The sequence below is a fragment of the Pandoraea sp. SD6-2 genome (genome assembly GCF_000389825.1).
GTDB classification, from domain to species: domain Bacteria; phylum Pseudomonadota; class Gammaproteobacteria; order Burkholderiales; family Burkholderiaceae; genus Pandoraea; species Pandoraea communis.
In genome coordinates this window covers 100592-126486 of sequence record NZ_KB944452.1, presented here as the reverse complement: position 1 = coordinate 126486, position 25895 = coordinate 100592, and the positions used below count along the sequence as shown (strand labels likewise).

Genomic DNA, 25895 nt, shown 5'->3' with positions numbered 1-25895 from the left:
CCGATGATACGGCGGTTACGTCGGTTACGGTAGCTTTGCTTTGCACCTGTTGAAACACGCACTATCCTGCAAGCGCTTCCGGGAAGCCGGCGCCAGGCCAGCGCCACTGCCAACGTTCCCGCCATTCCCATGGCATCCCAAGAATTAAGGATAACGAAATGAAAAAGCTGATCTCTCGCTGGCGGCGTGGTGTATCCGGGCTGCGGCTCGTGCTCGCGGTTGTGTCTCCCATGGTGTTCGCTGTCCCGGCGCATGCGGCGGAACCGGCGAAGGCCGCAACGGTGCACATGACGGAGCGTGCCGACTGGGGCAAGCTTTTCGACGCGGAAGGTGTGAAGGGAACGATCGTGGTGCTCGACGGGCGCACGCAGACGTATCAGGCGTTCGACACGGCACGCGCCGAGCGGCGGATGTCGCCTGCGTCGACGTACAAGATATTCAACAGCTTGCTTGCGCTAGAGTCGGGCGCGCTCGACAACGAGCGCGAGATCATTCCCTGGGATGGCAAGCCTCGCCGGATGAAAAACTGGAATGCGGCGATGGATTTGCGCACGGCGTTTCGCGTGTCGTGCCTGCCGTGCTATCAGATTGTCTCGCACAAGATTGCGCGTCAGTTCGCGCAGGCCAAGCTCAACGAGGCCGGTTACGGGAACCACACCATCGGACGCGCTGCCGACGCCTATTGGATCGACGACAGCCTACAGATCTCGGCGCGCGAGCAAGTCGATTTCCTACAACGTCTTGCGCGCGGAACGCTGCCGTTCTCGGCGCGCTCGCAGGACATCGTGCGTCAGATGTCGATTGTCGAAGCCAATCCCGACTACGTGTTGCACGGCAAGACGGGCTGGTTTGTCGACAAGAAGCCGGATATCGGCTGGTGGGTGGGCTGGATCGAGCGCGACGGCAACATCACGAGCGTGGCGCTGAACATCGATCTGAAGGACGACGCCGATGCGCCCAAGCGCGCGCGTATTGTGCGAGCCGTGCTGAAGCGTCTGCAGTTGATCTGAGCGGGAAATCGCGCGGCGCGCACGCCGGCAGGCGCCGCGTCCGCGCGATGGATGCGATTTACAGCGCGCGTCCGTGTTTGAGAGCGGCAGCGATTTCCGCCACATGACGGCCTTGCGTCTTCGCAATCTTCAGTTCGTTCTGGCTGGGCTGTCGCGAACCGTCGCCTGCGGCGAGCGTGGTCGCGCCGTAGGGCGTGCCGCCGGTAATTTCCGTCATATTAGTGAGGCCCGGCTCGGTGTACGGCACGCCGACGATGACCATGCCGTGGTGCAGCAGTGTGGAGTGAAAACTCGTGATCGTTGTTTCCTGGCCCCCGTGCTGCGTTGCCGTGCTGGCAAATACACTGCCGACCTTGCCCACGAGCGAGCCCTTGGCCCAGAGGCCGCCGGTCTGATCGAGGAAGTTGCGCATCTGCGCGGTCATGTTGCCGAAGCGGGTCGGGGTGCCGAAGATGATGGCGTCGTAATCGGCAAGTTGATCGACGCGGGCGACGGGCACGCTTGCGAACGCGGCACGCGCGGCTTTCGCGCCGCTCTTCTCGAGAACGTCGTCAGGCACCAGTTCAGGGACTTGCATCACGGTGACATCGGCGCCGGCGACGCTGCGTGCGCCTTCGGCGACCGCCTCGGCCATCTTGTAGATGTGCCCGTACATGCTATAGAACACCACCAGGATTTTGGCGTTGGCCATGAGAATCTCCTTTGGGGTCGAAGGATGCCGGCGGCGCGGGCGGTTTGCCACGCGAGGCAAGCTTTTCCATCATAGCCGACACGCATGACGAAACGTCGAGTCCGTCGGTCGCCGGGCAAGTAACGAGACGATTTGCCGCAGTGAGGATGTCGCAGTGTTCACCCGGAGATGGCCGGGACCTTGGTGGGGGCTGGCGTCGGCGCGCGCCGCTTAACGCAGACGCGAGCCGATGAGGCAGCCCAGGGCAAGTGCCGCCATCAGTACCGTGACGCTCGCCGACACGCCGCCCGCCAGCGCGAGTCCGATGGCGGCAAGGCCATGCGCCAGTACCGCAGCAGGTACGATCAGCACGGCGCTCACGACACACCAGCGCATGACATAGCGCCACATGAAGCGGCTCACGATACGCATCCGTGCGTCGAGTTGATGCCGCTGCCAGAAGGACAGATCGGCGGCCGCGTGAAAGAGCCACAGCGGGCTGAAGTATTTGATGAACAAGTCCATGACGCCACACAGGAAACACAATGCCCGCAGGGCGCGGGCATGTCGTCGAGGCACGATGGCAAGGCAGATGCCGGATAGCACTGTCGTGCACTTTGGGGGGAAGTCGACGCATAAGAATTGTAGCAGGCACTCACTCACTTCGTGCGCCGTCAGCGAATCGCACGTCCGTTTATTGTGCTGAATTTCGCGCAATGCTCACGAAAACTTTGGCATCGCGCGGTATCTCCCATCTTGTCAGGGTTTGCCTGCCGTTTGGCTGGCAAGTGCGTGTGGCGTGTTGGCGGTGAATTGCTGGATCAACTCCCAGACGGACTGTGCTGCGGGGGAGAGCGTGCGGTTCTTGCGGCGCACGAGCATGATGGTGCGGTCGAGTTGCGGTACCAGCGGCAGGGCGACCAGGCTTCCGCCGTTTTCCGGTCGCCCTGGCATGGCAGGGAGCGCCAGAGCCGGCATGATGCTGATGCCGATACCGGCTTCGACCATGCGGAAGACGGTGATGGCATGGCCGACTTCCTGCGCCACCTGACAATAGGCGCCATGTTCGGCCAGCGCCCGGTCGATCAGTGGCCGGCTGCCCGACGCGTAGTCGAGCAGCACCAGCTTCTCGCCATTGAGTTCCTTCCACGTCACTTGCGCCTGCTTCGCGAAGCGATGTGAGCGGTCGCATACCACGAGGAACGGCTCGACCATGATGGGCTCGCCAACGAGATCGTCCGTGCCTTCCGACGCCACGATGACGCCGAAATCGACCTCGCCGTGCCGCACGCTGTCGGTCGCGAGCGTCTGGACCTGATCGCGCAGCATGAGCGTGATGTCCGGGTAGCGGGCTGCGCAGGCCGAAATGCACTCGGGCATCAGATTGGCCGAGATCGTGGGCGCGCTGGCCACGCGTACCCGTCCGCGACGCTCTTCGGCCAGACCGTGCGTATCGCGCAGGGCGCTCTCCAGCTCGTCCAGCACCCGGGCGAGCGTTGCCGAGAGGCTAGCGCCCACTTCGGTCAGCGTGACTTCCCGCGTGGTGCGGTCCACAAGCTTGAGTCCGAGTTCTTGTTCCAATTCGCGGATACAACGGCTCACGGCCGGCTGGGTGAGGCCGATGTCCTCGCCGGCCCGGCTGAAACTGCCGTGTTCGGCCACTGCGAGGAACACCTTGAGCTGGCGCAGTGAGATATTCATGCGTCTTTGGTATGAATGAATTTTTTAAATGAATTTGTATTTTAACTGCCCTTGCGTTCTAATACGTGAAAACCCGTATCGCGAGCGCACACTTCCGGTCACTTTCGATCGCCCGCCGATCGACTGACGATCTCGCTGGCGGCCGACATGCCGCCGCGTCCCGTGTCCTGCGAACGGGCTTTGTCTTTTTTGACGTATCCGAGATTGACGATGGCCAGACCGCGTTTTCTTCCCGACAATTTCACGTTGATGCTTGTGGCGACCGTTGGGCTCGCCAGCCTCCTGCCGGCGCACGGCGAGGGCAAAGTTGCGTTCAACCTGCTCACCAACGTGGCAATTGCCGCATTGTTTTTTCTGCACGGCGCGAAACTCTCGCGTGAGGCGGTGCTCGCCGGTGCGACGCACTGGCGTCTGCATCTGCTGGTGTTCGCCAGCACGTTCGTGATTTTCCCGATCGTCGGCGTGGCGCTCAAGCCACTGCTTTCGTGGATGGTCACGCCGGAGCTATATCTCGGCATTCTCTTCCTGTGCACGCTGCCGGCCACGGTGCAGTCGGCCATTGCGTTCACCTCGATTGCCCGTGGCAACGTGCCCGCTGCGGTATGCAGTGCGTCGGCGTCGAGCCTGTTCGGCATCTTCATCACGCCGGTGCTCGTCGGCCTGATCGTCATCCATCACGATGGCAATGCCGGCACATCGCCGTTCGACTCGATCGGCAACATCATGCTGCAACTGCTGGTGCCGTTCATTGCGGGTCAACTCTCGCGCAGGGCGATCGGCAAATGGGTCGAGCGCAATCGCGCGCTGCTCAAGATCGTCGATCAAGGCTCGATTCTGCTGGTGGTCTACACGGCGTTCAGCGAGGCGGTGAACACGGGGTTGTGGCATCAGATTCCGCCGCTGGCGCTGCTCGGCCTGCTGGGTTGCTGCGCGGTGATTCTCGCCATCATGCTGGCCGTGACCACGTATTCCGCCCGCTGGCTCGGTTTTTCGCGTGAAGACGAGATCACCATTGTCTTCTGCGGCTCGAAGAAGAGCCTCGCGAGCGGTATTCCGATGGCCAAGGTGCTGTTCGCGACCGGCCCGCTTGGCGCGATCGTGTTGCCGCTCATGTTGTTCCATCAGATGCAATTGATGGTTTGCGCAGTGCTCGCGCAACGTTACGCCGATCGTCAGCGTGCGGCGCAGGCGGGCAAGAGCGCGAAGGCCGGGGCGGCCAAGCCGGCTGTTCCCGTTCCCGATGGCAAGCCCGACAGCAGCGCCAAGGCAGGGGCGGGCCATTGAGAGAGAACTCGCGGCAAAACACGGCCCCGCATGCTGCCGAGGGCCGCTGTCACACGTTGGTCGTGCGCAAGTGCTAGAATTGCGGTTGTTTCGCTTCTTGACGACCACCCTGGTCCGGCGGCGCCCGACGCATCTGTCCCTCGACAGGCCCCTCTCGCGCCAGCCCCGAGCATGGCGCACAGCGCCCCTTGAATCTTCGCGAGTGAGCTTTGATGCGGAATCCTTCCGCGTGGCGGCCCCCGTTTTTTAAAAGAGATGTCCCTTCATCATGGCTGATGTAAATGCTGTTCCGACCCCCGGCTTCGATAGCTTCGGGCTACATGCGGACATCTTGCGGGCCATCGCCGAGCAGGGCTACACCCAACCGACACCGATTCAGGCACAAGCCATTCCGGTCGTGCTGTCCGGGCGCGACGTCATGGGTGCCGCGCAAACGGGGACGGGCAAGACTGCCAGCTTCTCGCTACCGATCATCCAGCGCCTGCTGCCCGAGGCCAACACGAGTGCATCGCCCGCGCGGCATCCGGTGCGTGCGCTGATTCTCACGCCGACACGCGAACTCGCCGATCAGGTCGCCGATAATGTGCGTGCCTACGCAATGCATACACCGTTGCGCAATACGGTGGTGTTCGGTGGCGTCGACATGAATCCGCAAAAGGATGCGCTGCGACGCGGCGTCGAAATTCTGATCGCGACGCCGGGCCGCTTGCTCGATCACGTCGAACAGAAGACGGTGAATCTGAGCCAGGTCAGGATGCTCGTGCTCGACGAAGCCGACCGCATGCTGGACATGGGCTTCCTGCCGGATTTGCAGCGCATTCTGAATTTGCTTCCGAAACAGCGCCAGACGCTGCTGTTCTCGGCCACGTTCTCGAACGACATCAAGAAGCTCGCATCGAGCTATCTCTCGAATCCGGTCACCATCGAAGTCGCACGTCGTAATGCAACGGCCGATAAGGTCGAGCAGGTCGTCTACGAGGTGGACGAAGACGACAAGCGCGCCGCCGTGGTGCAGATTCTGAACGAACGCGACCTCAAGCAGGTCATCGTGTTCGTCAACAGCAAGGTCGGTGCGAGCCGTCTGGCGCGCCAGTTGGAGCGAGAGGGTATCGTGACGGCCGCCATTCACGGCGACAAGTCGCAGAACGAGCGCATGCAAGCCCTCGAAGCGTTCAAGCAAGGCGGTATCCGCGCACTGGTGGCGACCGATGTCGCCGCGCGTGGGCTGGACATCACCGATCTGCCGGGCGTGATCAACTACGACCTGCCGTATAACCCGGAAGACTACGTGCACCGTATTGGCCGTACGGGCCGCGCGGGCGCGTCGGGCGAGGCGATCTCGCTGTGCGCACCGGACGAGCGCAAGCAACTCGTGGAAATCGAGAAGCTGATCAAGCGCGAACTCAAGCGCGGTGAACTGGTGATGGAGCGTCGCAGCCGTTCGCGTGACGACCGTAATGGCGATCGCTACGATCGTAGTGAGCGTACGGATCGCTCGGAACGCAGCGACCGGAGCGAGCGTCATGGCCGTCACGATGGCCTGCGCGCCAGCCGTGGTGGCAATTCCGCGCCGCGTCGTGTTCGCCCGGAAGACGAATTTTTCTACAAGCCGTACGAACCGTCGCCGTCGGCGATTGACTCGCAACGCGACAGCCGCTCGTTGCAGGAATCGGCGGCACCGACTGCTTTTGGTGCGCTGCCTGAAAAGGCCCCGAAGCGCCAGGTGGCTGCCCTGCTCGCGGGCTTCCCCCGCAAGGCCGGCACCTGAAACCGACCTGCCGCGGCATGGTTGTGGCGCGTTGAAAGCGAAAAGCCAGCGTAATTACGCTGGCTTTTTTCATATTGGCGCTTGCCGGATTGACGGTGCGACGCCCGAGATGAGACATGCCAACATCATGGGCGCGCACCGCATGGGAAGGCTGTCTGCTCGATGATGTCCTCACTCTTGTTTGAGGCCGAAAAAGCCCAGTGTCGCTTTCGCGCTCATCCATTCATCTCATGGCGCCAAGGGCGATGTGCCCCGCCCGGGGAGCATTAGCCTGCTGAGACCTTCGCCAGATGCCCGGCGAGGAAATCCAGGAATGCATGCACCTTCCTGGAATGGCGCCGGTTCGGCAGATAGGCCGCATGCACGCTGATGGACTGGTCCTGCGGATTGATCTCGTAGTCTTCGAACAGTCGCCGCAGGCGCCCTGCGCGCACCTCTTCCTGCACCAGCCATTCGGCCAGCAGTGCAACGCCCAGATCGTCCAGCACGGCCTCGCGCAGCATATCCGCGCTGTTGGCCGCCAAGCGCCCCTGAATTTCCACATGCTGCACGGTGCTGCCCTGCCGGAATGACCAACGCTGCGGCCCGGCCTGATAGGCGAAGCGCAGGCACTCGTGCGCGCTCAATTCTGCGGGCGAAGCCGGCATCCCACGCTGCTCCAGATACCCGTGACTGGCGACAACGTAGCGGCGATGCTCGGCCAGATGGCGCACGATGAGCTGGGGCTGATTGGCCGGAGCGCCGATGCGTACTGCTACGTCGATGCGCTCGGCGGCGAGATCGGCGTAGGCATCGGAAAGCACCAGATCCAGCGACACGCGCGGGTGTTCGCGCAGGAAGCCCGGAATGTGCGGCGCCAGACACACGCGCGCGAACGTGACCGGCAGCGATACTCGCAGCGGGCCGACCGCTTCCCCTCCCGCATCCGACACGCTGCCGTCGGCCTCGTCAAGATCGGACAGCACCTGTGAAACTTGCTCCAGGTAGGCCGCGCCTGCATCGGTGAGCGTCACGCGACGTGTGGAGCGGGTCAGCAGCGCCGCGCCCAGCGACGCCTCCAGGCCATCGATCAACCGGGTCACCGACGACGTGGCCACACCCAGCCGCCGCGCAGCTTTGGAGAAGCCGCCCGATTCCGCCACGTCCACGAAGGCGCGCAGAGCTTGCAATTTGTTCATCTTCTATCTTTGCGTTTTTTGCAATTTCACGTTGCAAATTCAAAGAATTCTCATTAGCCAGCGCAAAGCCTAATCTCACGACAACACCAACGCAAGGATTTTCACCATGCCGTCCGTCGAGATTCAAATCACCTACGACTTCATCTGCCCCTGGTGCTGGATCGGCCGCCGGCATCTGCAAGCGGCCCTGGCGCAGATGCCGGACACAGCGGTCTCTATCCGCTACGTGCCCTATGAACTCAACCCTGGGATGCCGAAGGAAGGCGCAGACCGGAAGGCCTACCGCAGCGCCAAGTTCGGCAGTTGGGCACGCTCGCAGGCGATGGATGCCGACGTGACCCTGGCCGGCCAGCACGCGGGCGTCGCATTTCACTACGACCGCGTAACCATGACGCCAAACACGCGCCTGGCCCATCGGCTAATGGTCTACGCCACCCGTCGGGGCGACGCCGCCAGGACTGAGGCGCTTTTCGAATCCGTGTTCCACGCCTACTTCTCCGAGGGGCGGGACATTGGCAAGGCCGACGTATTGGCCACGTTGGCGGGGCAGGCTGGCTTCGATGCGAAGGAGGCTCGCGACTTCCTGGACTCACCGGCCGGGGAGCGCGAGGTCGTGGCAGCGGAACGCCAGGCGCAAGCCAACGGTGTGCGCTCAGTGCCCACCTTGCGTATCGGCAACACGTCCATCAGCGGCGCACAGCCTTCCTCGACCCTAATACAAGCGCTTCGGCAAGCCGCTGCGCAATGCGCCGTAGTGCCTGCCGTTTGAGACGCCCACCTGAGGAGACCCCCCCATGCCAGTCATACATTCCGATCGCAACTCACCCCGCGCCATCATCATCGGCGGCTCCGTCGGCGGCCTGTTCACCGCCACGGCCTTGCAAGCCATCGGCTGGCAGGTCGATATCTTCGAGCGCTCCCCTCACGAGCTTGACAGTCGTGGCGGCGGCATCGTGCTGCAGGGCGACGTGGTGCGCGCGTTCCAGTTCGCGGGCGTTAAGACGCAGAGACAACTGGGCGTGCGCTCGGGTGACCGAATCTTCCTGGACCGTAGCGGTGAGGTGGTGCAGCGCACCTGGATGCCGCAGACGCAGACCTCGTGGAGCATGCTGTATGCCGCGATGAAGCGCCACTTGCCCGCCTCGGCCTATCACCATGGCGAGCAGTTCATGCGATTCGAGCAGGACGGCGAGCGCATTCATGCCCACTTCGCCAACGGGCGCGTGGAAACGGGCGACCTGCTCATCGGTGCGGACGGCGCGCGCTCGGCTGTGCGGCAGCAAATGCTGCCCGGTCTCGCACCCCGTTATGCGGGCTACGTAGCATGGCGCGGTCTGCTCGAAGAGGGCGCCCTGACCGGAGAAGCCGCGGACGTGCTGCGCGGCAACTTCGCCTTCCAGCAAGGCCCGGATCACCTGCTGCTCGCTTACCTGGTGCCCGGCGAGGACGAGGCGACGGCGCCTGGCCGACGCCGCTGGAACTGGGTTTGGTACGTGAAGGTGCCGCAGGACGATGCACTGTCGCGCCTGCTGACCGACCGCCACGGCGTGCGCCACGCGTTTTCCCTGCCGCCCGGCACCGTGAAGGATGCTGATGCAGCCTGGCTGCATCAGCAATCGCGTGAACAGCTCGCGCCACAGTTCCAGCAACTCGTCGCGGCCACGCTGGATCCTTTCCTGCAGGCAATTCTTGATTTGCAGGCTCCGCGCATGGTGTCGGGCCGGGCGGTCCTGCTGGGCGACGCGGCTTTCGTGCCCCGTCCGCACACTGCCGGCGGCACCGCGAAAGCCGCCGCCAATGCGGTGGCGCTGGCGACGGCGCTGCGTGACAGCACGAGCACGGACATCGATGCCGCACTGGCGGCCTGGCAGGCGGGACAACTGAGTGAAGGCATTGCCATGACCGACTGGGGTGTGCGCTTGGGCAACCAGATCATGCGCATTGCTGCGTCGGACACCGCCTCCACTGCAACTTTCCCGGCGTGAACGCCATGTCTTGTCTTGAGCGCGGTCCTGGCGGTGGCGTCGTCTGCTGCAATGGGCTTGGCACTGTTCCAATGTTCATTTCGCCGGGCACACAGCAGTGGCTGCTGGTCGTCGGCGGCATCGAGTTCGGGTTGGGCTTCCAGGCCGTTCTGCCGAACTGGGTGCGTGGGCGAGGCCGACTGTGTACCTCACGGTATTCAACGGCACGATGACCGCTGGCAGCATGGACTGGCGCCTCATGGCGCAGAAAATCGGTGTACCGTAGACGCTGGTGATCGGTGCCGTTGGCCTCGTGGTCGGTACCTGAACTGCCGCACCCCACATCAAGGACTTACCATGACCACTTCCTCCACGCCCCCTTCGGTTCAGGACAACCCTGCGAAGCATCGCTTCGAGTACGTGTCGCAAGGCGAGCGTGCGGTTGCCATCTACTCGCTGGAGGGCAATGTCATCACCTTCGTCCACACCCTGGTGCCCGAGGCGCTGCAGGGGCAGGGCATTGCGCGCCAACTGGTGCTGGCGGGGCTGGCCTCCGCGCGCGAGCGTGGTCTGCGCGTCGTTCCGCAATGCCCTGTATTCGCGGCCTACATGCGCGCGCACCCCGAGACGCATGATTTACTGGCCGACGAAGGCCGTGCCTTGCTCGGTCTCTGAAGCGCGCCGCATCGGCCGTCGGTGAAGGCGCTATGGCCGTGGCTTTCATCCACCAGCACCTTGCAACCTTTTGAGGAGAGTCGCCATGCCCCGTCGCTGCACTCATACCGCCAGCATCCACCGCGTCACGCCCAGTGCACTGGGTTGTGAGGAATGCCTGAAGTCCGGCAGTCCCTGGGTGCATTTGCGGCTGTGCCGCACCTGCGGCCACGTGGGGTGTTGCGACGACTCGCCCAACCGCCACGCCAGTGCGCACTACCACGAGACCCGCCACCCTATCATCGAGGGCTATGACCCACCCGAGGGGTGGGGCTGGTGCTACGTTGACCGCGTCATGCTGGATCTGGGCGACGACACGACGCCACAGAATGGACCTATCCCGCGTTTCGTCTGAACGACCCGAAGAGATTTTCATGCACCCTGAAGAAGCCCCCCCGTCCGTCGAGCCGCGCGACCCCTCGCTGCGCAAGGCCTCGCTCGACGACCTGTCGGCCCGCAGCCTGCCGCACCCGGAGAGCGTGACGGCAGTCATCCGGCACCATGTGCGCCCCGAGGCCGTCGCAGCCTACGAGCAGTGGCTCAAGCGCGTCGTGCCCATCGCAGAGCGCTTCCCGGGGCACCGCGGCGTGCTCATCATCCGTCCCGCGCCCGGCGCTACGCTCTACACTGTGACCCTGCGCTTCGACTCGCTGCCGCATGCGGAGGACTGGTTCCAGTCGGCTGCGCGGCAGACGTTGCTGGGCGAGGTGATGCCCTTGCTGTCGCGCGACGAGCAGCGCCAGACAGTCACGGGGCTGGAGTTCTGGTTCCACCCGGAGCCGGGACAGAAGCCAGCCAAGCGCTACAAGCAGTTCCTGCTGACGCTGTCAGTGATCTTCCCGCTCACGATGCTGGTGCCGATTCCGGTTCGCTGGCTGGCGCAATGGTGGCCCTGGCTCGGCAATACCTTCCTGGAACACTTGGCGGTGGCCGCCGCTGTGGTGGGACTGATGACCTATGTCCTTATGCCGCGCATCACTCGGAGGGTGGCGCGCTGGCTGTATGAATGAGCGGGACGCATCGTTGCGCCAACGACCTGGCACGATGAGCCTGCGTGCATCGCTCATGAACGCGAGCATCGGCTTCTGCGAGCGCGAGCTTGCGAGTTTCATTGGGAGAGCGCAATGGCGAGGGGTGGGGTTTCAGCGCCCGCGCTGCTCGCGCCATGCCTGCGTTGCAGCGGCGTAGAAGTCCTCGCGGTGAGAGACGTTGGCGAGCGACGCCGGTAAGCCGAGATGCGTGGCGGCGTCCTTGAGGGCGGCAAGCACGGCGTCAGGCGTATCCAGAACGAGCGGCGCCGCGCCGTTCTGCTTGCTCAGCTTCTCGCCGTCGTCGGCCATGACCAGCGGTACGTGCAGATAGCGCGGCGTCGGCGCACCGAGGCAGGCTTGCAGATAGATTTGACGTGCCGTCGAGTCCAGCAAATCTTCGCCACGCACGATATCGGTGATGCCTTGCGCCTGATCGTCGACGACCACGGCCAACTGGTACGCCCACTGACCATCGGCGCGCTTGAGCACGAAGTCGCCGACCTCCGTTGCCAGATCCTGCGTTTGCGTGCCCATCCAGCGATCTTCGAAGCGCATGCGGGCCGCGTCGCCGTCCGGCACCCGCAGACGCCACGCGCGTGCCGTCTTGCCGTGCAGGCCGTCGCGGCAGGTGCCAGGATAGGCGAGCGTGCTGTGACGGGCATGCACGCGCGTGAGCGAGTCGGCGATTTCGCGTCGCGTGCAACCGCAGGGATATACCAGTCCGAGAGCCGTGAGCGAGGCGAGCGCCTGTTCATACAGGCCGTGCCGCTGGCTTTGCCAGACGACGGGCTCATCCGAATGCAGGCCCAGGCGCGTCAGGGTGGCGAGAATGTCTTCGGCCGCGCCTGGCACACATCTCGGTTCGTCCAGGTCTTCCATGCGGACGATCCAGACACCGTCATGCGCTCGGGCGTCCAGCCAACTGGCCAGCGCGGTAACGAGCGAGCCGCGATGCAGCGGCCCGGTCGGCGAGGGCGCGAAACGCCCTCGATAACGGGGGGCAGGGTCGGCGGCGGGCGGCGTGGCGTCGTGCGCCGAAGCGTGGGCCACCGGCGTGCTCAGGCGGACGTGGTGGCGGTGACGGTGCTTTCCGGCGCGTTGGCGGCGGGCCGGCTGCCGACGCACGCGGGGCAATGCTCGCCTTCGACGTAATCGGGGCTTTGCTGATCCGCAGCTGTCACCACGGCACGGCAGGCGAAGCACTGCTTGGTCGTCGATGGTGCGAGGTCGGGGGTGAGTGCCGTGCGATAGTCAAACACGAAGCAGTCGCCCTGATAGTGCGCACCGCCCACGTCCTCGAAGTACTTGAGAATGCCGCCGTCGAGCTGATACGTGTGTTCAAGCCCGATATCGCGCATGTAGATCGCCGCCTTCTCGCAACGAATGCCGCCGGTGCAGAAAGACACGATCGTCTTGCCCTCGAAGTCTTCACGGTGTGCGGCGATGACGTCGGGGAATTCCGAGAACTTCGTCAGGCGATAGTCGATGGCATCGTCGAACGTGCCGACATCGATCTCGAAGTCATTACGCGTGTCGAGCATCACGACCGGGCGGCCTTCGTCGTCCTGGCCGGCATCTAGCCAGCGTTTGAGCGTGGCAGGGTCGACACCGGGCGCACGGCCGTCTGCCGGCTTGATGACCGGCATCTTCATCGTGATGATCTCTTTCTTCTGGCGCACCAGCATCCGGCGGAACGGCTGTGTCTCCGAGAGGCTTTCCTTGACCGTGAGATCGGCAAACCGGGCGTCGGCGCGCAAACCGGCGAGGAAGGCGTCGATCGCCTCGCGCGAACCCGCCAGAAACAGGTTGATGCCCTCCGGTGCGAGGAGGATGGTGCCCTTCAGGTCGAGCGCCTGACAGCGTTCGAGCAGGGCCGGACGCAGGGTCGCGATGTCGTCGAGCGTGACGAACTTGTACGCAGCGATATTGACGATAGACATGGCAACAAGATTTCGCAAAAGCGTGAAGCAATAAACCGCCATTATCGCCGATTCGGCCCCGAAGCACTTTGATTTGACACCGGATTTCGCCAAATCGGACGGCATCTCAGGTCCGATACGGAAAAATTCCTAGTGCCTGCCCGGAGGTATCCGAAATGCGGGGAAACGCCGGACGTTTCGTGAAGCGAAGCCCGCTATGCGGGGGCGGCGCGTTACAATACCGCCCATGTCAGAACCTCGCTTCGTCCACCTCCGTCTCCATTCCGAATACTCGATCGCCGATGGCATCGTGCGGCTCGACGACGTCGTCAAGGCCGCCGCCAAGGACGGTCAGGGCGCGCTCGCGCTGACCGACCTCGCGAACATGTTCGGCGCCATCCGTTTCTACAAGGAAGCCCGCGGCAAGGGCGTCAAGCCGATCATCGGCTGCGACGCCTGGATCACGAATCCGGCCGATCGCGACAAGCCGTCGCGACTGTTGCTCCTTGCGCGCGACAAGGAAGGCTATCTGAACCTGTGTCAGTTGCTGTCCAAGGCGTGGCTCGGCAATCAGTGGCGCGGTCGGGCGGAGATCGAGCCGTCGTGGCTTCAGGCCGACGGGCTCGCGCGCGGTCTGCTGGCGCTCTCCGGCGCGCAGATGGGCGATATCGGCGCCGCGCTGGCGGCAGGCAATCCCGAGCTGGCGCTGCAATGCGCGAAGCACTGGGCGAGGGTGTTCCCGGGCGGGTTTTATATCGAGTTGCAGCGCACTGGTCAGGCGGGTATGGAGACCTACGTGCAACAGGCGGTGCAGTTGGCGGCGAAAGCCGGGCTGCCCGTCGTTGCCACGCATCCGATCCAGTTCATGACGGCCGACGATTTCACCGCGCACGAAGCACGCGTGTGTATTTCGGAAGGTGAGATGCTGGGCAACGCACGCCGTGTGCGCCGTTTCACGCAGGACCAGAGTTTTCGGACGCAGGACGACATGCTCGCCGCGTTCGAGGATGTGCCCTCCGCGCTGGCCAATACCGTCGAGATCGCCAAGCGCTGCAACCTGACGCTTGAACTCGGCAAGCCGAAGCTGCCGCTCTTTCCCACGCCGGACGGCATGTCGCTCGACGACTACCTCGTGCATCTGTCCAAGGAGGGGCTCGAGACACGTCTCGCGCAGTTGTTCCCCGACGAGGCGGAGCGCGACAAGCAGCGTCCCGATTATTACAAGCGGCTCGACTTCGAGACCGGCACGATCATCAAGATGGGCTTCCCCGGCTACTTCCTGATCGTGGCCGACTTTATTCAGTGGGCGAAGAACAACGGCGTGCCCGTTGGCCCGGGCCGCGGTTCGGGCGCCGGTTCGCTGGTCGCTTACGCGTTGCGCATCACCGACCTCGATCCACTCAAGTACAACCTGCTGTTCGAGCGCTTCCTGAATCCGGAACGCGTCTCGATGCCTGACTTCGATATCGACTTCTGTCAGGATGGGCGCGATCGCGTCATTCAGTACGTTAAGGAAAAGTACGGGGCGGACGCTGTCTCCCAGATCGCGACTTTCGGCTCGATGGCCGCCAAGGCGGCGGTGCGTGACGTCGGTCGTGTGCTCGATCTGGGCTATAACTTCGTCGACGGCATCTCCAAGCTGATTCCGTTCAAACCGGGCAAGCACGTCACCATCGACGATGCCCTCAAGGAGGAGCCGCAACTCGCCGAGCGCTTTCAGACCGAAGACGAAGTCAAGCAATTGATCGAGTTGGCGCAACGCGTCGAGGGTCTCACGCGTAACGTCGGTATGCACGCGGGTGGTGTGTTGATCGCGCCGGGCAAGCTGACGGATTTCTGCCCGCTGTACACCCAGGGCAGCGGCGAAGATGCCAGCGGCGTGGTGAGCCAGTACGACAAGGACGATGTGGAAGCCGTCGGCCTTGTGAAGTTCGACTTCTTGGGGCTGACAACGCTCACGATCCTGAACTGGGCCGAGCGCTACATCAAACGCCTGCACCCGGAGATGGCTGACTGGTCGCTCGATCAGGTCTCGCTCACCGACCCTGCAGCGTTCAGCATCCTCAAGAAAGCCAACACGGTGGCCGTGTTCCAGTTGGAAAGCCGCGGCATGCAGGGCATGTTGAAGGATGCCCAGCCTGACCGGTTCGAGGACATTATTGCGCTGGTGGCGTTGTATCGACCCGGCCCGATGGACCTGATCCCGAGCTTCTGCGCCCGTAAGCACGGCCGCGAGAAGGTGGAATACCCGGATCCGCGCGTCGAGCCGGTGCTCCAGGAGACCTACGGCATCATGGTCTATCAGGAGCAGGTGATGCAGATGGCGCAGATCATCGGCGGTTACTCGCTCGGCGGCGCTGACTTGTTGCGTCGCGCGATGGGTAAGAAGAAGGCCGAGGAGATGGCCGAGCACCGCGAGATTTTCGCGAAGGGGGCGGCCGAAAATGGACTCACCCGTGAAAAGTCGGACGAAATCTTCGACTTGATGGAGAAGTTCGCAGGCTACGGCTTCAACAAGTCGCACGCGGCCGCGTACGCACTGCTCGCGTACTACACCGCCTGGCTCAAGGCGCACCATCCTGCCGAATTCATGGCCGCCAATATGAGCTTGGCCATGGACGACACGGACAAGGTCAAGATTCTCTACGAAGACTGTCTGTCCAGCGTCAACGGGCTGGGCGTATTGCCGCCGGACGTCAACGTTTCCGCTTATCGCTTCGAGCCGGCCGATTCGAAAACCGTGCGCTATGGCCTGGGCGCCATCAAGGGGAGCGGTCAGTCGGCGATCGAAGAAATTCTGCGTGCCCGCGAAGGCAAGCCGTTCACCGATCTGTTCGACTTCTGCGCTCGGATCGACCGCCGCGTGGTGAATCGCCGCACGATCGAGGCGCTGATTCGCGCCGGTGCCTTCGACAGCATTCACGAGAATCGTGCGCAGTTGATGGCCTCGGTGCCGATGGCGATGGAAGCCGCCGAACAAGCGAGTGCTGCGGCCAATCAGGTGAGCCTGTTCGATCTCGGTGATGAAAGTCTGCAAGCGCCGCTGGAGTTGGCCGATGAGCCGGCGTGGACCGACAAGCGCAAGCTGCAGGAAGAGAAGCAGGCGCTCGGCTTCTATCTGTCGGGCCACATGTTCGATTCGTACTCGGACGAAGTGCGCCGCTTCGTGCGCACGCGTATCCGTGATCTCTCCGAGGGGCGCGACAGGCTTGTCGCCGGGGTGATTTCCAGCCTGCGCACGATGATGACCCAGCGCGGCAAGATGCTGATCGTACAACTCGACGATGGCACGGGCACGCTCGAAGTGACGATCTTCAACGAGCAGTTCGAGGCGAACAAGCACCTCTTCAAGGAGGACGAACTGCTGATCGTGCAGGGCAATGCACGGCCCGACAGCTTTACGGGCGGCTTGCGTTTCACCACCGAAAGTCTGATGGACCTCGGCCGTGCGCGTGCGCGCTTCGCTCGCGCACTCAAGCTGTCGTTCAACGGTAATGCAGACTGGACGCGCCTGCGTGCCACCCTGCAACCGCATTGCACGATGTACCGCGTGGCGGCTACCGCGAGTTCGGGGGGGGGCGGCTTCAATGGCGGAGGTGGCTTCAACGGTGGCGGAGGAGGGGGCGGAGGCTTCGGTCGCCGTAATGGCAACGGCAATGGCAGCGGCGACGATGACAAGCAAAGCGGCTTGCCGGTGCACATCGTGTACCGCCGACCGGACGCCGAATGTGAGTCACGCTTGGGCGACGACTGGAAAGTACAGCCGGGCGACGAATTGCTTGGCGAACTTCGCCAGTGGCTGACACCCGACTCGGTACAGATCATCTATTGATAGCGAGCGAAGTGGCCCGGCGTCGCATGACACCGCCCCGATGCTGTCTGCTATTCGGTACAACAAGGAAACCCGGATGTTCTCCATCATCGTTCCGACGTGGAACAACCTCGCGTTGCTGCAGCTATGCGTGCGCAGCATTCGCCAGAATTCGCGCCATCAGCATCAGATCATCGTCCACGTGAACGATGGGTCGGACGGCTCGCTCGAGTGGGTGCGGGCCGAGGGGATCGAGCATACGGCGTCGCCGGACAATATCGGTATTTGCTACGCCGTGAATCAGGCGGCAGCGCTCGCACGCGAGAAGTACATCGTGTATCTGAACGACGACATGTACTGTTGCCCCGGTTGGGACAGTGCGCTGATAGCGCGCGCCGAAGCCATGCCCGACAAGGCTTTCATGCTCTCGGGCACCATGATCGAGCCGGTCGACACCCACAATCCGTGTGTGCTCGTGCACGATTTCGGTCGTGACGTCGATACCTTCGACGAAGCGGGGTTACTTGCTGCGGTGCCGACCTACGCCAAGCCCGACTGGTTGGGCGCTACCTGGCCGCCGACGCTCGTGCATCGCGATTGGTGGTTCCTCGTCGGTGGTTACAGCACTGAGCTGAGCCCCGGCATGAGCAGCGACAACGATTTCTCGATGAAGATGTGGGCCGCAGGGGCACGCCGATTTGTTGGCGTAGGCGCGAGCCTTGTCTACCACTTCCAGTGCAAGAGCACAGGCAAGGTCGTGAAGAACGACGGCCGCACGCAATTCCTGCGCAAGTGGGGCATGACGCAGTCCATCTTTGACCGCTACTACCTGCGTCGCGGCAAGCCGGTGCCGGCAGGCAGCGATGGACGCCTGCCCGAGCCCGTCGATGACGGCAAGCTGCGTTGGGAGCTGTTCCGATCGCGCGTGAAGCGCGCGCTCGCGAAGTAACGTCGAAAGTCGACGTCGAAAAAAACGGACGCCATGTGCGTCCGTTTTGCTTGAAGGGCGTTGCGGCGTTGCTGCCAGCGTCAGACGTCTCCGCGCAGCAGCAGGGCGTACTTGAGGAACGCGCTGCGCGCATTCATTCGCGCAATCGCGGCGCCGGTGGCGCCATCGAGAAACCCACGGCGCAACACGTAGGTACGCACGAACGCCCATCCGCCATTGATCCATGGCTTGAGCGCAGAGACTCGCTTGCCGCGCAATGCCATCTCTTTCGCGCCCGCGCGTGCATAGCGTTGCACCTTGTCCTCGACCTGACGGGTTTCGGTATAGCTGTAGTGCAGCAGATGATGGGCAAGTGTGCCGATCTCGCCGTCGACAATCACGCGCTCGTGCACGAGATTGTCTGAGAAGCGGCCGGCCTCGCGCCGAAACAGCCGCACCACGTAGTCGGGGTACCAGCCGCAGTGCCGCACCCAGTGCCCGAGGAATTGCGACAGGCGGGGCATGCGATACCCCGTGTGAGTGCCTTGTCCAATCGCCGTCGCAATGTCGGCGGCCAACTCGGGCGTGATGCGCTCATCGGCATCGAGCGAAAGCACCCACGGCTGGGTGGCGTGCGACAAGGCACGATTCTTTTGCGGACCGAAGCCGGGCCAATCGGGCGTGACGTGGACTTCGGCACCTGCGGCGCGCGCGATGTCTGCGGTGCCATCCGTGCTGGCGTTATCGACCACGACGATCTGGGAGGCTAACGACTGCACCGACGCGATGCACTCGGCGATGTTGTGGCGCTCGTTGCGTGTGAGGATCGTCACCGTGAGGGGCAGACGCGGCAACGAGGAGGCGAGCGGTGTAGCTTCGATCATGAGCGTTCACGAAATGGCGGCATCGGACCCGCAGGTCGTGGGAGTCGTCTCGCGTCGTCGACTCAGGCGTTGAGCAACTCGACGAGCGCTTCGCCGTAGCGTTCGATCTTGGCTTCACCGAGTCCGGTGATGTCGACGAGACCTTCGCGATGGCGCGGGCGGCGTTGGGCAAGCTCACGCAGCGTCCGGTCGTGCAGGATAACGTATGCGGGCACCTGCTGCGTCTTGGCCATGTCCTGCCGCCAAGCGCGCAGCTTGTCGAACAGTTGCTGATCGGCGGGGTCCAGTTCGACGGCCGGCGACGACGCGTAGCCGGCAAAGCGGCTCTTCTTGCCGACGGCGGGACGCTGGCGCCGCAGCGAGAGCGTGGTTTCCCCCTTGAGCACCGGGCGTGCGGCTGCGTTCAGCGTCAGTGCACCGTACTGGCTGCTGTCAGGCTCGATGATGCCGTGAGCGATCAACTGACGGAACACGGCGCGCCAGCCCTGATCGTCGAGTTCGCCGCCGACACCGAACGTCGGCAGGGCTTCGTGCCCGAATTGTCGAATCTTGTCGGTGCTGCGCCCGCGCAGCAGATCGACCAGATGCCCGGCACCAAAGCGCTGACCCGTGCGCAGAATGGCCGAGAGCGCCTTCTGGGCGGCGATGGTGCCGTCGAAGACTTCCGGCGGATTCAGGCAGACGTCGCAATTGCCACAAGGCTCGCTCGTCTCGCCGAAATACGACAGCAACACGGTACGGCGGCAGCGCGGCGCCTCGCAATAACCGAGCAGGGCGTCGAGCTTCTGGCGTTCGATGCGCTTTTGCAGTTCCGGAGCGTTCGACTCGTCGATGCGGCTGCGATGCACCACGACGTCGTTCAGCCCGTAGGTCATCCAGGCTTCTGCGGGTTCACCGTCACGCCCGGCACGCCCCGTCTCCTGGTAATAGGCTTCGAGGCTCTTGGGCAGATCCAGGTGCGCGACGAAACGCACATCCGGCTTGTCGATGCCCATGCCGAAAGCCACGGTTGCCGACATGACCAGCCCTTCCTCACGCAGAAACCGCTGCTGGTGCGTGCGACGCACCTCAGCATCGAGCCCGGCGTGATAGGGCAGGGCCGGAATACCTTGCGTTTCGAGCCACGCAGCGGTTTCTTCCACTTTTTTGCGCGACAGGCAATAGACGATACCGGCCTCGCCGCGATGCCGTGCGAGAAAGGCCAGCAACTGTTTGCGGGGATTGTCGCGGTCGACGATCTCGTAACGAATGTTCGGCCGGTCGAAGCTCGAGACGAACAAGCGCGCTTCGGTCAGGCCGAGGCGCGTCTGGATCTCGTCGCGTGTCGCGTTGTCCGCCGTGGCGGTCAGCGCGATGCGCGGCACGCGCGGATAGCGTTCGTGCAGCGCCGAGAGCTGAATGTATTCGGGACGGAAGTCATGCCCCCATTGAGAAACGCAATGCGCTTCGTCAATGGCGAACAGCGCCAGTTGTCCGCGTTCGTCGAGCCGGTCGAGCAGATCGAGAAACCGCTCCGTCAGCAGGCGCTCGGGCGCGACGTAGAGCAGATCGAGTTCACCCCGCGCAGCGCGGCGCTCGGTATCGAGTGCTTCATCGAAATTGAGACTGGAATTCAGATAGGCGGCACGCACCCCCGCTTGCAGCAAGGCGTCGACCTGATCCTGCATGAGCGCGATGAGCGGCGAGACGACAATGCCGATGCCGTCGCGCAGTAGCGCCGGGATCTGATAACAAAGAGATTTGCCACCGCCGGTCGGCATCAGGACGAGCGCATCGCCCCCGTCGGCCACATGGTCGACGATGGCGGCTTGATCGCCGCGGAATGCGTTATAGCCGAATACGGTACGGAGGACTTCGAGTGCGCTTGCCATGGGCGGGAGTATACCGGTTCCACCCGGGCTTCGGCGTGCCGGACGCCCCGGATTGCGGGCATCGTAGCGAATTTTGAGGCGGCGTCCGAGTCCGCTCAGGACGTGTCCCGGCGAGACTGGCCGGTACGATAGAATAGCGGTTTTTCCGCCGTCCCCAACCTACATGAGCGCACCCCACAAGCCCACCGGACCGATTTTGCGGCGTCTGCTGGGCTATCTCCAGCCGTATTGGCATATGGGCCTGCTAGCCGTTCTCGCGATGGCGCTCGTAGCCGGGACGGAAGCGGCGATTCCGGCGGTCCTCAAGCCGGTGCTCGACAAGGGCTTCTCGGGGGGCGATCCGTGGACGCTTTGGTACGTACCCGCTGCCGTGATCGGTCTGGCCGTCATCCGCGGGCTGGCGCAGTATTCAGCCAACTACATGCTCTCGTGGGTGTCGAACCGCGTGCTGCTCGACTTGCGCGTGCGCATGTTTGAGCGTTTGCTGCATGCGCCGGCCGCCTTTTACCAGCGCGAGACGACCAGCACGCTCATCAACGCCCTCGTCTACGAAGTCAATCAGGTGCTCGGCGTGCTCACCACGGTGCTCATCACGCTCGTGCGCGATTCGCTGACCGTTGTCGGCCTGCTGGGCTATTTGTTCTACCTGAACTGGCGCCTCACGCTCGTCGTGGCGGTGATTCTGCCGTTCATCGGCTGGCTCGTCGGCAAGATCAATCGGCGTCTGCGCCGCCTGAACCGCGAGCAGCAGACGTTGACCAACGCGCTGTCGTACGTGGTCGAGGAAGCCGTGGGCGGCTACAAGGTGGTGAAGATCCACAACGGCGAAGCGTATGAAAAGTCGCGCTTCGACAAGATGACCAGCACGCTGCGCGGCTACGCCATGCGGGTGACCGTCTCGGGTGGCCTGGCGCAGCCGGTCACGCAGGCCCTGGCCTCTCTGGCGCTGGCCATTGTCATCACGGTGGCCATGATCGAGTCGTCCTCGGGCGAGATGACCGTCGGCGGCTTCACGGCATTCGTCACGGCATTGTTGCTCGTCGTCTCCCCGCTCAAGCATCTGATGGACGTCAATCAGCCGTTGCAGCGCGGCGTGACGGCTGCCGAGCTGATTTTCGAAGTCATGGACGTCGAAGTCGAGCCGCTTGGCGGCGAGCGCAGGCTCGAGCGCGCCAAGGGGCGTGTGACGTTCGATCAGGTGAGCTTCAATTACGGCGCCAGCGAGCGTCCGACACTCGACCGGATCTCGCTCGATGTCGCGCCCGGCGAGATGGTGGCGCTGGTGGGGCCGTCCGGCAGCGGCAAGACGACGCTGGTCAATCTGGTGCCGCGGTTCTTCGACCCGACCGGCGGGCGGATTCTGCTCGACGATATTGCGTTGACCGACCTGCGACTGGCCGATTTGCGTCGCCAGATCGCGTTCGTGAGTCAGGACGTCGTGCTTTTCAACGACACCGTTGCGGCGAACGTGGCCTACGGTCAGGAGATCGATGCCGAACGCGTGCAGGCGGCATTGCGCGCGGCCAATCTGGCCGAAGCGGTGGCGGCCATGCCCGAGGGTGTCGAAACGCTGGTGGGCGACAACGGCATGCGCCTGTCGGGCGGTCAGCGTCAGCGTCTGGCCATCGCGCGGGCGATCTACAAAGACGCGCCGATCCTGATTCTCGACGAAGCGACATCGGCACTCGATTCGGAGTCGGAGCGTTATGTGCAAGCTGCGCTGGAAGTGTTGATGGAGGGGCGTACCACGCTGGTGATCGCGCACCGCCTCTCGACCATCGAGCGCGCGGATCGCATTGTCGTGCTTGAGCACGGCCGTATCGTGGAGCAGGGCTCGCACCAGGCACTGGTGGCGCATAATGGCCTTTACGCGCATCTGCACCGCATTCAATACACGCAGCAGGAAGCCTGACGTCGCGTCGCAATGCGAACGTCGGACCTTATTCGCCCTTATTCGCCCTTATTCGCCCGATTTGAGGAGATCACGATGAGCCAGCCGCCGATCAGTCGTTTCCCAGTGCCCGATCTCGCCGCGCTGCCGGCCGATATCCGGGCGCGTATCGACGAAGTGCAGGAAAAGGCGGGCTTCATCCCGAACGTGTTCCTCACATTGGCGCATCGCCCCGACGAGTTTCGCGCGTTTTTCGCCTATCACGATGCGCTGATGCTCAAAGACGGCAATCTGAGCAAAGGCGAACGCGAAATGATCGTGGTCGCCACGAGCGCCGTGAATCAGTGTCTTTACTGCGTGGTCGCCCATGGTGCGCTGGTGCGCATCTATGAAAAGCAGCCGCTGCTGGCCGATCAGGTGGCCGTCAACTATCTCAAGGCGGACCTCACGCCGCGTCAGAAAGCGATTCTCGCGTTCGCGATGAAGGTTTGCGAGCGCTCCCACGAGGTGGGCGACGACGATTACGCAACGCTGCGCGAACACGGTCTCGACGACGAGGATATTTGGGACATTGCCGCGATCACCGCTTTTTTCGGCATGTCCAACCGCATCGCAAATGCGATTTCGATGCGGCCCAACGACGAATTCTTCTTGATGGGACGCGTGCCGCGCAAATGAGGCCGCGCCTGTAATCCTTTATCTGCAAACCCATGATTTTTGTGACAGGTGGCGCCGGATTCATCGGCGCAAATTTCGTTCTGGACTGGCTCGCGCAGCATGACGAGCCGGTACTGACTATCGACAAGCTCACGTATGCGGGCAATCTGGCCAATCTTGCCAGTCTCGAGCACGACCCGCGACATCGCTTTGCCCAAGTGGACATCTGCGATCGCGCGGCCCTCGATCGCTTGTATGCGGAGCACCGTCCACGCGCCGTGCTGCACTTCGCGGCGGAGAGTCATGTCGATCGCTCGATCCATGGTCCCGCAGACTTTGTGCAGACGAATATCGTCGGCACGTTCACGATGCTCGAAGCGGCCCGTGCTTATTGGGGAACGCTCGATGGCGAAGCTCACGATGCCTTTCGCTTTCTGCACGTCTCGACGGACGAAGTCTACGGCTCGCTGAGCCCGGCCGATCCGGCGTTCACGGAGACCACCCCTTACGCGCCCAACAGCCCGTACTCGGCGTCGAAAGCGGGCTCCGATCATCTCGTACGCGCCTACCATCACACGTACGGCTTGCCGACACTGACGACCAACTGCTCGAACAACTACGGCCCGTACCAATTCCCCGAAAAGCTCATTCCGCTGGTGATCGCGAATGCGCTGGCCGGCAAGCCGCTGCCGATCTATGGCGATGGCAGCAACGTGCGCGACTGGTTGTACGTTGGCGACCACTGTTCCGCGATTCGCGAAGTGCTCGCCAGGGGCGCTTTGGGCGAGGTGTACAACGTCGGCGGGTGGAATGAGCAGAACAACCTGTCCGTGGTGAAGCATCTGTGTATGCTGCTCGACGAACTGTCGCCGCGTAACGATGGCAAGTCGTATGCGGATCAGATCACGTTTGTCACCGACCGTCCCGGACACGATCGGCGCTATGCTATCGACGCGCGCAAGCTTGAGCGCGAACTGGGCTGGCGTCCCGCCGAGACGTTCGAGACCGGCATGCGCAAGACGGTGCAGTGGTATCTCGCCAACGGCGAGTGGGTGCGCCAGGTGCAGTCGGGCGAGTACCAGCGCTGGATCGAAACGCACTATCAAAAGAACGACTGAGGCACGCATGAGCACCAAGCGTAAGGGCATCATTCTCGCCGGCGGCTCCGGCACGCGACTGTATCCGGCGACACTCGCCGTCTCCAAGCAGTTGCTGCCGGTGTACGACAAGCCGATGATCTATTACCCGCTGACCACGCTGATGCTGGCAGGTATCCGGGACATTCTGATCATCTCGACACCGCAGGACACGCCGCGTTTCGAGCAATTGCTTGGCGATGGCAGTCAATGGGGCCTGAGCCTGCAATACGCCGTGCAGCCGTCACCCGACGGTCTGGCGCAAGCGTTCCTGATCGGAGCGGATTTCCTCGGCAACGATCGCTGCGCGCTCGTGCTGGGCGACAACCTGTTCTACGGTCACGACTTCGCGGCATTGTTGGGGGCCGCGAGCGCGCAGACCGATGGGGCGACAGTCTTTGCCTATCCGGTCAACGATCCTGAGCGCTACGGTGTGGTGACGTTCGATGACTCGGGCCGTGCCATCGAGCTGATCGAGAAGCCCACGGCACCGAAGTCCCGATATGCCGTGACCGGCCTCTACTTCTGCGACAACGACGTGGTCGAGATTGCGCGTTCGATCAAACCGTCGGCACGTGGCGAACTGGAAATTACCGACGTCAACAATGAGTATCTGAAGCGCGGCAAGCTTAACGTGCAGATCATGGGGCGCGGTTACGCATGGCTCGATACCGGAACGCATGAGTCGATGCTCGAAGCGAGTACCTTCATCCAGACGATTGAGAGCCGTCAGGGTCTGAAGGTGGCGTGTCCCGAGGAAATCGCATACCGGTGCGGCTGGATCGATGCCGCCGCTATCGAGGCGCTGGCGCAACCTCTTGCCAAAACAGGGTACGGTCAGTATCTGTTGGCGATGCTGCGCGAACGCGTATTCTGATCGACCCGACTACCGGCACCTCCGTCATGCAATTGATTTCTACCGCTATCCCGGCCATCAAGGTCATCGAACCCAAAGTGTTCGGCGATTCGCGAGGCTACTTCTTCGAGAGCTTCAATCAGCGCAACTTCAACGATGCGCTGGGCGAGACGCTCACGTTCGTACAGGACAACCAGTCGCGTTCTGCTCGCGGCGTGCTGCGAGGTCTGCACTATCAGATCAAGCAACCGCAAGGCAAACTTGTACGCGTGCTGCACGGCGAAATCTACGATGTCGCGGTCGATATTCGTGAAGGCTCGCCGACATTCGGCAAGTGGGTTACGGAAGTGCTGAGCGCGGAGAACAAGAAGCAGTTGTGGATTCCGGCCGGCTTCGCGCATGGGTTCGTCGTGACCTCGGAGACGGCTGAAGTGCTGTACAAGACCACAGACTATTGGGCGCCGCAGTTCGAGCGCTGCATCCGCTGGGACGACCCCACGCTGGCCATTCCCTGGCCGCTGGACGGCATTACCCCCGTCGTTTCGGACAAGGATCGGCAAGGCATGTCGTTCTCGGACTACAAGCACGAAGACTAGTCTCGCGCACGGCGCGCGGCGCCGTG

23 protein-coding genes are annotated in these 25895 nt (G+C 63.1%); 15 read left to right on the top strand and 8 right to left on the bottom strand.

Annotation, left to right across the window (positions count from 1 at the left end):
* Positions 1 to 158: 158 nt before the first annotated feature.
* The gene (gene blaOXA / locus C266_RS15595; protein ID WP_010807042.1) at positions 159 to 1010 is read left to right on the top strand and encodes an OXA-62 family carbapenem-hydrolyzing class D beta-lactamase; all 852 of its coding nucleotides are present in this window, start codon (positions 159 to 161) and stop codon (positions 1008 to 1010) included.
* A gap of 58 nt (positions 1011 to 1068) precedes the next feature.
* On the opposite strand, the gene wrbA is transcribed toward blaOXA, so the two are convergent.
* The 3 genes from wrbA to C266_RS15580 all read right to left on the bottom strand — a co-directional run bounded on the left by wrbA (position 1069) and on the right by C266_RS15580 (position 3381).
* A complete protein-coding gene (wrbA, locus tag C266_RS15590) occupies positions 1069 to 1701 on the bottom strand; it encodes an NAD(P)H:quinone oxidoreductase (protein WP_010807041.1) in 633 nt (210 codons plus the stop codon).
* Positions 1702 to 1911: 210 nt separating this feature from the next.
* Positions 1912 to 2205 carry a hypothetical protein gene (locus tag C266_RS15585; RefSeq protein ID WP_010807040.1) on the bottom strand — a complete coding sequence of 98 codons (294 nt, stop codon included), beginning with the start codon at positions 2203 to 2205 and terminating at the stop codon, positions 1912 to 1914.
* 234 nt (positions 2206 to 2439) lie between these two features.
* Positions 2440 to 3381 (bottom strand): LysR family transcriptional regulator, encoded by a 942-nt coding sequence (locus C266_RS15580; RefSeq protein ID WP_010807039.1) that lies wholly within the window; start codon positions 3379 to 3381, stop codon positions 2440 to 2442.
* A 210-nt stretch (positions 3382 to 3591) separates the two neighbouring features.
* On the opposite strand from C266_RS15580, the gene C266_RS15575 reads away from it, so the two are divergent.
* The gene (locus C266_RS15575) at positions 3592 to 4665 is read left to right on the top strand and encodes a bile acid:sodium symporter family protein (protein WP_010807038.1); all 1074 of its coding nucleotides are present in this window, start codon (positions 3592 to 3594) and stop codon (positions 4663 to 4665) included.
* A gap of 268 nt (positions 4666 to 4933) precedes the next feature.
* On the top strand, positions 4934 to 6433 hold the full coding sequence (locus tag C266_RS15570) for a DEAD/DEAH box helicase (RefSeq protein WP_010807037.1): 1500 nt from the start codon (positions 4934 to 4936) through the stop codon (positions 6431 to 6433).
* A gap of 266 nt (positions 6434 to 6699) precedes the next feature.
* Here the strand turns inward: C266_RS15570 and C266_RS15565 are convergent, their stop codons facing one another.
* Positions 6700 to 7611, bottom strand: a complete 912-nt coding sequence (locus C266_RS15565) for a LysR family transcriptional regulator (protein WP_010807036.1) — start codon at positions 7609 to 7611, stop codon at positions 6700 to 6702.
* A gap of 106 nt (positions 7612 to 7717) precedes the next feature.
* On the opposite strand from C266_RS15565, the gene C266_RS15560 reads away from it, so the two are divergent.
* The 5 genes from C266_RS15560 (at position 7718) to C266_RS15545 (ending at position 11299) form a co-directional block, all read left to right on the top strand.
* Positions 7718 to 8380 carry a DsbA family oxidoreductase gene (locus C266_RS15560; protein ID WP_010807035.1) on the top strand — a complete coding sequence of 221 codons (663 nt, stop codon included), beginning with the start codon at positions 7718 to 7720 and terminating at the stop codon, positions 8378 to 8380.
* 25 nt (positions 8381 to 8405) lie between these two features.
* A complete protein-coding gene (locus C266_RS15555) occupies positions 8406 to 9596 on the top strand; it encodes an FAD binding domain-containing protein (protein WP_010807034.1) in 1191 nt (396 codons plus the stop codon).
* A gap of 336 nt (positions 9597 to 9932) precedes the next feature.
* Positions 9933 to 10250: a GNAT family N-acetyltransferase gene (locus C266_RS15550; RefSeq protein WP_010807033.1), complete on the top strand. Its 318-nt coding sequence runs from the start codon at positions 9933 to 9935 to the stop codon at positions 10248 to 10250.
* A gap of 85 nt (positions 10251 to 10335) precedes the next feature.
* Positions 10336 to 10644, top strand: a complete 309-nt coding sequence (locus tag C266_RS26935; RefSeq protein WP_010807032.1) for a UBP-type zinc finger domain-containing protein — start codon at positions 10336 to 10338, stop codon at positions 10642 to 10644.
* A gap of 19 nt (positions 10645 to 10663) precedes the next feature.
* Positions 10664 to 11299 (top strand): antibiotic biosynthesis monooxygenase, encoded by a 636-nt coding sequence (locus C266_RS15545; RefSeq protein ID WP_010807031.1) that lies wholly within the window; start codon positions 10664 to 10666, stop codon positions 11297 to 11299.
* 132 nt (positions 11300 to 11431) lie between these two features.
* Here C266_RS15545 and gluQRS read toward each other — a convergent pair whose 3' ends face one another.
* Positions 11432 to 12370 (bottom strand): tRNA glutamyl-Q(34) synthetase GluQRS, encoded by a 939-nt coding sequence (gene gluQRS, locus C266_RS15540; protein WP_036663227.1) that lies wholly within the window; start codon positions 12368 to 12370, stop codon positions 11432 to 11434.
* An 8-nt stretch (positions 12371 to 12378) separates the two neighbouring features.
* Positions 12379 to 13260, bottom strand: a complete 882-nt coding sequence (locus tag C266_RS15535; RefSeq protein WP_051126361.1) for a sulfurtransferase — start codon at positions 13258 to 13260, stop codon at positions 12379 to 12381.
* 217 nt (positions 13261 to 13477) lie between these two features.
* On the opposite strand from C266_RS15535, the gene dnaE reads away from it, so the two are divergent.
* Positions 13478 to 17071 (top strand): DNA polymerase III subunit alpha, encoded by a 3594-nt coding sequence (gene dnaE / locus C266_RS15530; protein WP_036663278.1) that lies wholly within the window; start codon positions 13478 to 13480, stop codon positions 17069 to 17071.
* 76 nt (positions 17072 to 17147) lie between these two features.
* Complete coding sequence (locus tag C266_RS15525) at positions 17148 to 17999, top strand: glycosyltransferase family 2 protein (RefSeq protein ID WP_010807027.1); 852 nt, start codon at positions 17148 to 17150, stop codon at positions 17997 to 17999.
* Between the two features lie 80 nt (positions 18000 to 18079).
* Here the strand turns inward: C266_RS15525 and C266_RS15520 are convergent, their stop codons facing one another.
* Entirely contained in the window at positions 18080 to 18862 is a 783-nt protein-coding gene (locus C266_RS15520) for a glycosyltransferase family 2 protein (protein ID WP_010807026.1), read from the bottom strand.
* A 62-nt stretch (positions 18863 to 18924) separates the two neighbouring features.
* Positions 18925 to 20733 carry a DNA helicase RecQ gene (recQ, locus tag C266_RS15515; RefSeq protein WP_010807025.1) on the bottom strand — a complete coding sequence of 603 codons (1809 nt, stop codon included), beginning with the start codon at positions 20731 to 20733 and terminating at the stop codon, positions 18925 to 18927.
* Positions 20734 to 20896: 163 nt separating this feature from the next.
* Between recQ and msbA the strand changes: the two genes are divergently transcribed.
* The 5 genes from msbA (at position 20897) to rfbC (ending at position 25869) form a co-directional block, all read left to right on the top strand.
* Complete coding sequence (gene msbA, locus C266_RS15510) at positions 20897 to 22645, top strand: lipid A export permease/ATP-binding protein MsbA (protein ID WP_010807024.1); 1749 nt, start codon at positions 20897 to 20899, stop codon at positions 22643 to 22645.
* Between the two features lie 75 nt (positions 22646 to 22720).
* Positions 22721 to 23302 carry a peroxidase-related enzyme gene (locus C266_RS15505; RefSeq protein WP_010807023.1) on the top strand — a complete coding sequence of 194 codons (582 nt, stop codon included), beginning with the start codon at positions 22721 to 22723 and terminating at the stop codon, positions 23300 to 23302.
* A gap of 32 nt (positions 23303 to 23334) precedes the next feature.
* Positions 23335 to 24399, top strand: coding sequence for a dTDP-glucose 4,6-dehydratase (gene rfbB / locus C266_RS15500; RefSeq protein WP_010807022.1), 1065 nt, complete (start codon positions 23335 to 23337; stop codon positions 24397 to 24399).
* Between the two features lie 7 nt (positions 24400 to 24406).
* Positions 24407 to 25294: a glucose-1-phosphate thymidylyltransferase RfbA gene (rfbA, locus tag C266_RS15495; RefSeq protein ID WP_010807021.1), complete on the top strand. Its 888-nt coding sequence runs from the start codon at positions 24407 to 24409 to the stop codon at positions 25292 to 25294.
* A 26-nt stretch (positions 25295 to 25320) separates the two neighbouring features.
* On the top strand, positions 25321 to 25869 hold the full coding sequence (rfbC, locus tag C266_RS15490; protein WP_010807020.1) for a dTDP-4-dehydrorhamnose 3,5-epimerase: 549 nt from the start codon (positions 25321 to 25323) through the stop codon (positions 25867 to 25869).
* The last annotated feature ends 26 nt before the right edge of the window (positions 25870 to 25895 follow it).